This window comes from Salipiger marinus (assembly GCF_035481585.1).
GTDB lineage: Bacteria > Pseudomonadota > Alphaproteobacteria > Rhodobacterales > Rhodobacteraceae > Salipiger > Salipiger marinus.
This window is the reverse complement of sequence record NZ_JAYKSL010000047.1, coordinates 1-9817: the sequence shown is the minus strand read 5'-3', so window position 1 is coordinate 9817 and position 9817 is coordinate 1. Positions and strand designations below refer to the sequence as shown.

The window sequence follows — 9817 nt, the reverse complement described above, 5'->3', positions numbered from 1 at the left end:
GGAAGTGAGCTAAACGCTCTCCACTAAAGCCGGGCAAGTCCAGACCGACCTCGTCCGGCTTTGTGGTCACGGCTGGCTCTCCCGAGACATGCGGCGAAACAGTCTGGTCGATTGCCTGAACGACCTTCAGCCTCGTTTCGATTAAGCGTTCCGTGAGAGACTTGGGCACCGCGGGGTCGGACAGCTCCGGGTTTGAGCCGAAGAACTCGAGGTTTCCGCAGACGTCGAAGATCCGAAACTCCGTTTTTCGGGTGCCGGGGCCAAAAAGGTCGGGGCAAAGGCGCGTCCCACGGCCCACCATCTGCCAGAACTTCGTCTTGGACCGGACGAGCTTGAAAAAGACGAGGTTGAGCACCTCCGGCACGTCCACACCCGTATCGAGCATGTCGACCGAAATCGCGATGTGCGGCTCCTTTCCGGCAATCGAAAAACTGTCGATAAGGCTCTGGGCGTAACTTTCGCCATGCACGATGCTCCTAGCGAAGGTTCCGCCGTAGCTGGGCCATCCCGCGTTGAAGCGATCCTCGATGAATTTTGCATGAGCTTTGTTGGCAGCGAAGATGATCGTCTTGCCGATCCGGTCCCCGCCATTGACCCGGATGCCGTGAGTCATCAGGTGCGCCAGCACCTTGTCGACGGTGTCGGCGTTGAACAGATACGTGTTGATCTCGCCAGCTGTGACCTCTTCCCGTCGCCCAGCCTCACCCCACTCGAGTTCGTCCCACTGATCCTTCTCCTCGTCGGAAAGATCGTCGTAACGGATACCCTCGCGCATGAACCGTGTCGGCAGCGAGATGGGGTCAAAGGGAACAAGGAAATCGTCCTCGATCGCCTCCTCAAGGCCGTAGAAGTCGGTAGGATGGCCTGGATCGAGGTCGAACATGCGGTAGGTATCGCGGTCGACCTCATCGCGCGGAGTCGCAGTCAGGCCGACCAGGTAGCTGTCGAACCACTCGAAAATCGCGCGATAGCGCTTGTAGATCGAGCGGTGCGCCTCGTCGATGATCACCAGGTCGAAGTGCCCTGGTCCGAACCGGCGACCGCTCCTGTCGGCGCGGTCGATCAGGTTCATCATCGTCGGGTAGGTGGAGACGTAGACGCGCCCGGTACCGGGCGGATCGGTCACGAGGTTCACCGGCGAGCTGTCCGGCAGATGGGCGGCGAAGGCGTTGCGCGCTTGCCGAACCAGGCTGATCCGGTCCGCAAGGAACAGCGCCCGCTTCACGAGGCCGGCCCGCACCATCATGTCGACCAGCGCAACGACCGTGCGGGTCTTGCCGGTGCCGGTTGCCATCACCAGCAGCGCCTTACGGGAGCCCCCGTCGAAATGCTCCGCGATCCGGGCGAGCGCGCGGGTCTGGTAGGGGCGGCCCGCGATGGCTGCCTTGGGCGTCTGGGACACCAAGGGCTTCGCGTCGTTGCGGCGCGCGATCATCTCGCCTAGTTCCAGCGCAGTCTTGAAGCCCCCCAGGCGCCGGGGCGGGATCTTACGCGCGTCGTCCCAGATCCAGTGCTCATAGCCGTTGGTGTAGAAGATGACCGGGCGGCGGCCGTGCATCGCCTCCAGCGCATCGGCATAGAGCTCTGCCTGGCGCTTGCCTTCGGCCGGGTCGCGGCGGGTACGCTTAGCTTCGACCACGGCGAGGGGCAGGCCGTCGGCGCCCCAGAGAACGTAATCGGCGACGCCATGGCCCTTCTCGTTAGGCATCGGCTCGACGCGATACTCGAGGTCCCTGCCCTCCTTGAGATCGCTCCAGCCCGCCTCGGCGAGCAGAAGGTCGATGAAGCGCAGGCGGGTCTCCGCCTCGTGGTAGTCGTGCGGATCGGCGATCTGGTCGGCGCGCGCCTTGGCGACCTCGGCGCGCTTTGCCTTCAGCTCATCATCGAGGCTGGCGTATTTCGCGCGCAGCTCCTCGAGTTCCTCCGTGCGTTTCGCCAGTTCTCGGTCGGTCGTCTCGATCTTGCGGCGGGCGTCCCGGACCAGATCGGCCCGTGCGGTCAGGGGGGCCGGGTCAAAATTGTTCGGCTCAGGCGGCTTTTGGCGGCGGGCATAGGTGCGGCCGAACCAGTGAAGGACGTGGTGCAGTTCCTCCACAACCTGGCGCGCACCCTCGGGCTTCAGGGTCGCGCCCTCGTGGGCGGACTTGTTGCGGACGAGGTTGATAAAGCGGGCCTTGGCGTGGACCTTCTGGCCCATGATGGTGCGCAGGTCGGGATCGTTGATCATCCGGCTCGCCCCAGTCTGGGCAGGGGGCGTCAAGCCCGCGTCATGGGCGAAGGCCCAGCCGAGCGCCAGCTCCACCGCCTTGCCCGCCAGAATGGCCGCCGCCTCGGGCTCCGACATCGCCAGCCGCTCGGCCGAGGTTGCCGCGGCGTGGACGGCGGGGAAGTCGGGTTCGAGATGGGCGAAGTTGCTGGCGGTCATGGCGATGTCCCGGGGTCAGAGCTCTCCGGCGAAGGCGCGGGTTTGGAGGGAGGCGAAGAGGTTTTCGAGTTCGGAGAGGTGGTCCAATACCTGTTGCCGATGGTTCTTGATTTCAGCCACACGGTCTACGAATGCGGCCTGTGCCGGGACAGCGACCTTGGGAACCCGGATCGCCCCGAGTGCCTCGGTATTGATGTTGAATTGCCCAGCAGATGTTTTCGATGAGGCCAATAACTGTTTCCTTCCAGCCGCCGAGGACAGGAAACCTTGGATGAAATCAGGAAGCAATTCCTTTTCCTTCAATCTGGCTCGGATCAGATAGGAAGCGAATGACCAAGTCCGATCCGCCATTTCATGCGCGGCGACCTTCTCGCGTTTGAATACCGCAGATCGGCCGACGTATGCCTGATTTCCGTTGGTCCGCACCAAGAGGATATCGCCATCTTTCAGGGCGAACCGAGCCTCTTCCTTTGCGCTGAGCGGCACCGTCTTGATCTCGGAGAGATCGACATCACCACCGACAACATTCGGGATGCGGAGGACCGGAAGACCGTGATCCTGGGATTTCGACGAGGTGCCATACCGGAAGTCGGTCCCAGCTTCTTTCAAGGTATAGGTCTCGTGGACGTCCCCGAACATCTCCGCGAAGATCGCGCCCGGGAGGGTGTCGAGCAGGGCGAGGACCTCGCGGCGGCGGCGACGCAGGGCGTCGGTCGCATTCAGTATCCCCGCAATCCGCCGCTGCTCCTCGAGGGGCGGGAGGGGGATTTCCATTGCCGCCAATTCTTTCGGAGACAACCGCGGGAGGTTCGCACCTGTCGCTCTATTGGCGACATACGCCACCTGTTTCGGGCTGAGAAGAAAATGAAGCAAGAATTTCTTGTCGAGGTTTCCATGCGGACGAATTGGTAGGATGTCAGTGCTGCACACACCTGATACCGAAGGCGCTACAACCTTCGCAAGATAGGGGCGTAGCTTTCCAAACAAGATCGTATTGGCATCGAAGGCGAACTTGTTGCTGGACAGTTCTCCGGCTTCGACCTGAACCGGCGACAGGCTCGCGCCTCCCGAGGATATGTGCTCAAGGCCAACATAAGTCGTTCCGGATGTAATCGCGTCAGGCGCGATCGAGTTTCGTTCGATCGTTGCGACCTGTGAGAGCTTGGCAGTCACCCAGCTCATTCCGCCACCTCCTGCCTCAAAGCCTGCGTCTGCTGCCAGTCGTGATAGGTCTGGCTCGCGCCTTTCACCTTCCATTCGGTTCGACCATTTGCGTTCCGATCCAGCACGACTGAGGCCGCAGCTGATGGGCTCTTGAACGCGAATGGCTTGGAAAACATCCAAAGGTCTTCAGACTTGTCGACGAGAACCTCGTCTTCGATCAACTGCTCCTTCAAAGCATCGTAATCTTTCCGCTCGGCACCCGAATCGTATCTGGCCTCCGACCCCTCCAGCACGATGAACTCGCCATCCTCCTCCACTGCCGTGGCCTTCACGCCGCTCTTGTGGCGAATCTCGAACTGCACCTCGCCGGTGGTGCGCTGCTCGACCGGCTGGGCGGTCTGTGTCACCGCCTTTGGCTGTGGCTTGAGCATGTCGAGCCCGATCACCGGCAGGATGATCCGCAGGTTGGCGAGGAACTGCTCCATGTTCGCCACGTCGGCCTCGGGCAGGCGGCGGCGCTGGAAGTCGGGATGTGTGCCGTTGTCCAGCGTCACGCGCCCCGCCTGCGCCGCCACCTGAATCAGCCGCGCCTCCAGATATTCGGCATGGCCTTTCGACAGGTCGTCATCGCTGGTGGTGACGGTGATCGCCGTTTCCCAAAAGTCGCGCTTCACGGCGCTCTGCCTGATCCGCTCGGCCACCGAGTTGCCCGAGCCGATATAGACCCGCGTGCCAGCCGCCTTGTCGGGATCGGGGCCGGACAGGATGTAGACACCGGTGCGGTCCACCTCGTCCCGCGCCGTGAGGTCGCCGAAGGCCGAGGCGCCGGAGACAAACAGAAGCCCGGTCCAGCCGTGGATCGTCGCCTTGCGCAGGCCCGTGGGCTTGCCGTCGACCAGGAAGAGCTGGATCGTGCGGCCGTAGGTCTCGTCATTGCTCATTCGGCGGCCTCTTTCACGGTCCCGTCGCCGAGCATCCTCTCGAGCTCCTCGAGGCCGTCGAAGATGTCACGCTCCATTTCGCGCAGGCGCGACAGGATCTCGGCGGGCGGTTCGTGCTCGACCGCGTCGTGCTCGATCTCACGATACCGGTTGAGGCTGAGGTCGTAGCCTGCGGCGGCGATCTCGGCCTTCGGAACGACGAAGCTGCGCGAGGTCCGGGGATTGTCCTTCTCTGCCCCCTCGCGTTCCTGCCACCGGGCGAGCGCGTCGGGGAGATCGTTGAGCTTCTCCTCGTCCTCGGAAAGGTCGGCCCAGGGGCCGATCTTGTCCTCGGGCACCAGCAGGTTGCGCTTGTCGTCGAGGCTGAGGCCGTCGGCGTGCATGTCGTAGAACCACACGCCGTCCGTGCCGCCAGAGTCGGTGCGCTGGAAGAGTAGGATGGCGGTCGAAACCCCGGCATAGGGGCGGAAGACGCCCGCTGGGAGCTTGAGCACACCTTGAAGCCGCTGATCCTCGACCAAGATGCGCCGCACCTCCTTGTGGGCCCTGTTGGAGCCAAAGAGCACGCCGTCCGGGACGACGACCGCCGCGCGACCGCCACGCTTCAGGAGGCGCAGGAAGAGGGCCAGGAAGAGCAGCTCGGTCTTCCGGGTGTTTACGATCCGGGTGAGGTCCTTGGCTACGGCTTCGGTATCCAACGAGCCGGCGAAGGGCGGGTTGGCGAGGATCAGGGAATAGGCCTCCGCCTCGTCGCCGTGCTCTTGCGTGAGGCTGTCACGGTAGAGGATCGAGGCATCTTCGAACCCGTGCAGCGCCATGTTCATCGCACCGAGGCGCAACATCGTGCCATCGAAGTCATGGCCGTGGAACATGCCTGTTTCTATGTGCAGGCGGGCGTCCGGATCCGTCCATGCGTCTGGTTGGTTCTGGCGCAGGTATTCGGCAGCACCGACCAGGAATCCCGCCGTGCCACAGGCCGGGTCGCAGATCACGTCATCCCGACGTGGCTCAGTCATGGCGACCATCAGCTGGATGATGTGCCTCGGCGTGCGGAACTGACCGTTCTGGCCCGCTGCAGCAACCTTCGAGAGCATGTATTCGTAGAGATCACCCTTGGTATCCCGCCTGTCCATGGGCAAGTCCGAGACAAGGTCGACGACCTTTGCCAGAAGGCGTCCTGTGGGGATCTCGTAGCGTGTTCCCGCCATGTGCTTGCGCAGGGGGGCTCCGTCGGAGCCTAAGCGTCGAAGGAAGGGGACCAGGTGGTTCTCTGCAGCTTCCTGCATCTCCGCTGGTGGCAAGGTTGCAAATCTTGTCCACCGCAGATCTGCATATGGTCGCCCGTCCGCAATTTTGGCGCCAACCTCGTCCACAATGGGAATGCTGTCATGACCCTCCGGAAAAAGGTTGCGTTCGATTCTTGTTCCTCGGGCGCGAGCTTGGCGCTCTTCGCGGGTTTGTACCTCATCGAGGCCCCTCAAGAATAGGAGTAGGGTCAGCTGCTCCATTACCGTAGCAGGGTTTGACAAGCCGCCAGTCCACATCGCGTTCCAGATCGCGTCGATCTTCGACTTCAGTTCGCCTGTGATCATCCCTGTCTTCTCGCTTTTGTCGGGTGGCAGCCCGGTGGGTGTTTTATATGGGTTTAAGTGTTGGTGTTTAGGGATTCCAGCATCCAAGGAAATTCTTTCTAAAACAAAGCCCTAGGTACCTCCGAATCAGGTCCTTGTGTGTGTGAATCCCGACTCTGGCGTGTGTGAATCCCGAAAATCCGTGTGTGAATCCCGACTCCTGTAGAACTTATCCACAGGCAAGGTCTTTGCCTGTTCATACCTCTTCCTCGAGGTATGAAAACGGCCCAGGATCATCCCCATCCTATGCTTTTCCCCCTCGTTGAAGGCCTGTCTGACGCTATTGAGCTACAAGAATTGCTTGCATTGTGTGTGTGATTCCCGAAGTATACAAGGGGTGTGTGTGAATCCCGAGCACTTACCCACGTTGCACATCCACATCGAGGTCGAATGAGCGAGTATCTGAAGCCCGTCCGCCACCCCCAAGGAGACCTCTTCGTCTGTGACATCACGGACGTGATCCTGAAGGATGACATGGCGAGCATGGAGCACCCGTTCTACTCGCTGTCGAAAAAGCCTGATCGTGAGCCCCGTCGATATGAAGACGGGAAGGGCAACTGGATTGAGTTCCGCCCCAGCATCAAAGGCTTGCCGACAATCTACGACAAAGACCTGATCATCTACGCGATCTCCCAGCTCATCGCGGGCATGAAAGAAGGCAGGCCGATCTCGAAGCGTGTTCGGATCGATCCCTATGCCTTCCTCATCTTCACGGAGCGTGGTGTTGGCGGCCGTGATTATGACGCCTTGTCGGATTCTTTGGACCGCATCGATGGCACCCGGTTCCGCACGAATGTCCTTTTCGAAGGGACTCGAACTGACGAATGGATGGGCATCATCGACGGGGCCCGGATGGCGACCGATGAGAGGACGGGGAAGATCAAGAGCATCGAACTGAGTCTCTCTGAAATGGTGCTCGACACCGTCCGTGAGATGAAGGTCCTGACGCTGCACCGTGACTACTTCCGACTTTCCCGCCCTATCGAACGGCGAATCTACGAGATCGCAAGGAAAGCCGTCGGGCAGGATGAAGGTTGGACGTTCCTGATGGCTACGCTTCACAAGAAGTCAGGCTCAAAGGGCACGTTGCGCGAGTTTCGGCGCCAGATGAAGCCGATCATCGAGGGCGATTTCCTTCCAGACTATATGATCGTTTTCGACGAAGAGAAGGACAAGGTCACCTTCGTCAACCGCAACACGATGCCAAAGGACCGCGAGAGGCAGGAAGAAGCCGTGCATGCGGTCCGAAGTGCTCTGTCATCAGATGTCTACCAGCTTGCCCGCCAAGCAGCACCAGGTTGGGACACTTATGCGTTGGCGGATGAATTTTCATCTTGGTGGTCAGGGATCGGGCGCCCCGTGACCGATGCGGACGCGCTCTTTCTCAAGTTCTGCAAGACGTGGTTCGAGAAGAAGGGTTACCCTTGATCCCCCCTGCCCTTCTCGATTGTCATGAGCTGCTCCAAGCCCTCCCACAGCGTGATGTTTCGGTGCTGGCAGTATGCGCGGAACGCGTCGACAACCCGCTTCGGACCGGGGATTGATACCTTGTCCTGCGGCTCCCGCCGCTTTGGCCCGGGCTTCAGTCGCGGCGATGGCTCCCGGTTCACAAAGCCAAGCTCAGAGCCAGCCTGGACGGCCTTTTCGATCACCTGCGGCTCAAGCCTCGGCCGCGCTGGGGACGCTGTATCCAGTTTGGGAAGCTCTATGCCCCCTCCCCCGAAACCGTATTTGCTCATGCAGCCCTCCCTTTCGTCAGCGTGTCGATGACCGCTTGGGCGTAGTCACGGGCATTCTCGATGGCCGAAGTGACCTGCTTCAGTGCTTTTTCGGTGACGGAAGCCGTCTTGCCAGCGTGCTCAACCGCGACGATTTGGAGCAGTTCGTCCAGAAGCACGCTGTCCCTGAAAATGCGGGTATAGGGCGCGCGTTTGGCGATCCTCACCGGCAGGGTCGGAACACTGTGCATTTCCATCTCTTGCCGCACGTCCCTCTCGTCGGTGCTCTGGAAGGCGGCATTGGTGCGCGTAAAGAGCAGCGCGAAGGCGATAGGAGAGCGGATCATGCTTGCAGTGGTCTGAACCAGGCGGACGGCTGCAGCGGCCTGACGAGCTTCCATCGGAGAACCATCGAGGGGAATGATGCACAGGTCCGTGCGGGATAGTGCGAAGGTAACAACCTGATCCTTGGAGCCCTCCAGGTCGATGATCAAGTAGTCCGTTCCCGCAGAAATGCGGTCTATCACCTCGACAGTGTCCTCAACGGCGGGTCGGGCATGAACTGCGAAGGGCATCTCACGACTTTCGGCCTTCCGCGCTCGGGCCCAGCTCACGATGTTCGCGTTGGGGTCGAGGTCCAGAAGAGCCACGCGGCCGCCCGAGAGAGCGATCTGCTCGGCGAGGAGCATGGCGGCGGTCGTCTTCCCTGAGCCACCCTTGGGATTTGCGAAGGCGATGACAAACATGCGAGCTATAATATCAATATTAAAGTCAACGTCAATCTTAGTGTTAATAGTGTTGTTAATAACAAATATAACTCTAAAGTTAGAGATATTTTTGGTTCGTTAAGGCGTCACTTGATACAGAGACCCCCCATGCCAAATCTGCAGATGGCAGGCTTAGGTGAAGGCTGCGAGGGCCTGCGGAGAAACCCTGGCCGGTATCCGGCATGTGCGCGTCCTCGACCTGGGCGAGGCGATCACCGTTCGACACGGCCCGGAAGGCCGGTTCGAGAAAGCCTTCCCGCCCCACGGCAACCATTGCGTTTCGATTTTTGAGCGCAGGGATGACTATGCTGTGTGAGCGCGAGATCGCCCGCAAGGACCAGCGCCGGATCGAGATGAGCCTCGGCCTGGCCCGCTTCCCGTTCCACCGCGACCTTGCCGGATTCGACTTCGCCGCGCAGCCGTCCATCGACCGCGGCCAGATCCGGGACCTCGCCACCGGGCGGTTCATCGCCAATCGCGAGGCCGTGCTGCTCCTGGGGCCACCTGAGTCAATGTCATGATGCACACCTGTCTACGTTATTGGAAGTTCATTACTTTTTGGTTTTGATCGGATGTTCGCAGGCGAGCTCGCTGAAGCTCCGTGCCCTCGATCGCTGAGAGCTGTGCTTCCGGAATAGCCCATGGCGCCCCTTTGCAGACTTGGCTCGCGGTTATCGTGCCGGCACTGATCAGGCGCAGAACCGTCATCTTGCTCACCCTGAGGCGCTTGGCGGCCTCTTCGAGCGTCAGCTCGCCGCGTTCGGCCATTTCAGCCGGGCGATGGACCGGCACCTTATGTTGGCTACGGAAGATGCGCACCCTGGCTTGCGTCCACGGGTNCTCTTCGAGCGTCAGCTCGCCGCGTTCGGCCATTTCAGCCGGGCGATGGACCGGCACCTTATGTTGGCTACGGAAGATGCGCACCCTGGCTTGCGTCCACGGGTTACCGACTTCGCGAAAAGCGCCGGAGCGGCCTTCTGCAGCAGGCCGCTCCGGCGCAAGACAACACCAAGGTTCAGCCCAGAATGGAGGGGGACAGTTCTTCGTGACGTCGAGGGATCAGTTCCTGATGTCGTTTGACATCAGGCGATCCGGAACCGTGCCTAACATCGACGACCGGTCATGTGGTTGTTGGATGTCACTGAGAACTGACCCAGCGGCGATAGGAAAT

9 protein-coding genes are annotated in these 9817 nt (G+C 60.8%); 2 read left to right on the top strand and 7 right to left on the bottom strand.

The window, feature by feature from the left end:
* The 4 genes from VK682_RS26545 to VK682_RS26530 all read right to left on the bottom strand — a co-directional run.
* Positions 1-2425, bottom strand: a 2425-nt coding sequence (locus tag VK682_RS26545; RefSeq protein WP_324782927.1) for a DEAD/DEAH box helicase family protein, incomplete at its 3' end; no start/stop codon positions are given.
* A 15-nt stretch (positions 2426-2440) separates the two neighbouring features.
* A complete protein-coding gene (locus tag VK682_RS26540; protein WP_324782926.1) occupies positions 2441-3607 on the bottom strand; it encodes a restriction endonuclease subunit S in 1167 nt (388 codons plus the stop codon).
* Positions 3604-4530, bottom strand: a complete 927-nt coding sequence (locus VK682_RS26535) for a GIY-YIG nuclease family protein (RefSeq protein WP_324782925.1) — start codon at positions 4528-4530, stop codon at positions 3604-3606. Before VK682_RS26535 ends, VK682_RS26540 begins: the two co-directional genes overlap by 4 nt.
* A complete protein-coding gene (locus VK682_RS26530) occupies positions 4527-6122 on the bottom strand; it encodes an HsdM family class I SAM-dependent methyltransferase (RefSeq protein ID WP_324782924.1) in 1596 nt (531 codons plus the stop codon). Before VK682_RS26530 ends, VK682_RS26535 begins: the two co-directional genes overlap by 4 nt.
* 429 nt (positions 6123-6551) lie before the next feature.
* Between VK682_RS26530 and VK682_RS26525 the strand changes: the two genes are divergently transcribed.
* Entirely contained in the window at positions 6552-7589 is a 1038-nt protein-coding gene (locus VK682_RS26525) for a replication initiator protein A (RefSeq protein ID WP_324782923.1), read from the top strand.
* On the opposite strand, the gene VK682_RS26520 is transcribed toward VK682_RS26525, so the two are convergent.
* Together VK682_RS26520 and VK682_RS26515 are read right to left on the bottom strand one after the other, a co-directional pair.
* Positions 7580-7900, bottom strand: coding sequence for a hypothetical protein (locus VK682_RS26520; RefSeq protein ID WP_324782922.1), 321 nt, complete (start codon positions 7898-7900; stop codon positions 7580-7582). The two genes, VK682_RS26525 and VK682_RS26520, sit on opposite strands and share 10 nt — an antisense overlap.
* Positions 7897-8625 carry an AAA family ATPase gene (locus tag VK682_RS26515; RefSeq protein ID WP_324782921.1) on the bottom strand — a complete coding sequence of 243 codons (729 nt, stop codon included), beginning with the start codon at positions 8623-8625 and terminating at the stop codon, positions 7897-7899. The genes VK682_RS26520 and VK682_RS26515 overlap by 4 nt, the downstream gene beginning before the upstream one ends.
* Before the next feature lie 320 nt (positions 8626-8945).
* Between VK682_RS26515 and VK682_RS26510 the strand changes: the two genes are divergently transcribed.
* Positions 8946-9167 carry an ATP-binding protein gene (locus VK682_RS26510; protein ID WP_324782920.1) on the top strand — a complete coding sequence of 74 codons (222 nt, stop codon included), beginning with the start codon at positions 8946-8948 and terminating at the stop codon, positions 9165-9167.
* A 16-nt stretch (positions 9168-9183) separates the two neighbouring features.
* Here the strand turns inward: VK682_RS26510 and VK682_RS27415 are convergent, their stop codons facing one another.
* Positions 9184-9414, bottom strand: coding sequence for a helix-turn-helix domain-containing protein (locus VK682_RS27415; protein WP_425262622.1), 231 nt, complete (start codon positions 9412-9414; stop codon positions 9184-9186).
* Positions 9415-9817: the final 403 nt, after the last annotated feature.

Excerpts from the sequence above, each read along its gene's own strand:
- VK682_RS26540 (WP_324782926.1), bottom strand. The coding sequence starts at position 3,607 with ATGAGCTGGGTGACTGCCAAGCTCTCACAGGTCGCAACGATCGAACGA.
- VK682_RS27415 (WP_425262622.1), bottom strand. The coding sequence starts at position 9,414 with ATGGCCGAACGCGGCGAGCTGACGCTCGAAGAGGCCGCCAAGCGCCTC.
- VK682_RS26535 (WP_324782925.1), bottom strand. The coding sequence starts at position 4,530 with ATGAGCAATGACGAGACCTACGGCCGCACGATCCAGCTCTTCCTGGTC.
- VK682_RS26520 (WP_324782922.1), bottom strand. The coding sequence starts at position 7,900 with ATGAGCAAATACGGTTTCGGGGGAGGGGGCATAGAGCTTCCCAAACTG.
- VK682_RS26510 (WP_324782920.1), top strand. The coding sequence starts at position 8,946 with ATGACTATGCTGTGTGAGCGCGAGATCGCCCGCAAGGACCAGCGCCGG.
- VK682_RS26515 (WP_324782921.1), bottom strand. The coding sequence starts at position 8,625 with ATGTTTGTCATCGCCTTCGCAAATCCCAAGGGTGGCTCAGGGAAGACG.
- VK682_RS26525 (WP_324782923.1), top strand. The coding sequence starts at position 6,552 with ATGAGCGAGTATCTGAAGCCCGTCCGCCACCCCCAAGGAGACCTCTTC.
- VK682_RS26530 (WP_324782924.1), bottom strand. The coding sequence starts at position 6,122 with ATGATCACAGGCGAACTGAAGTCGAAGATCGACGCGATCTGGAACGCG.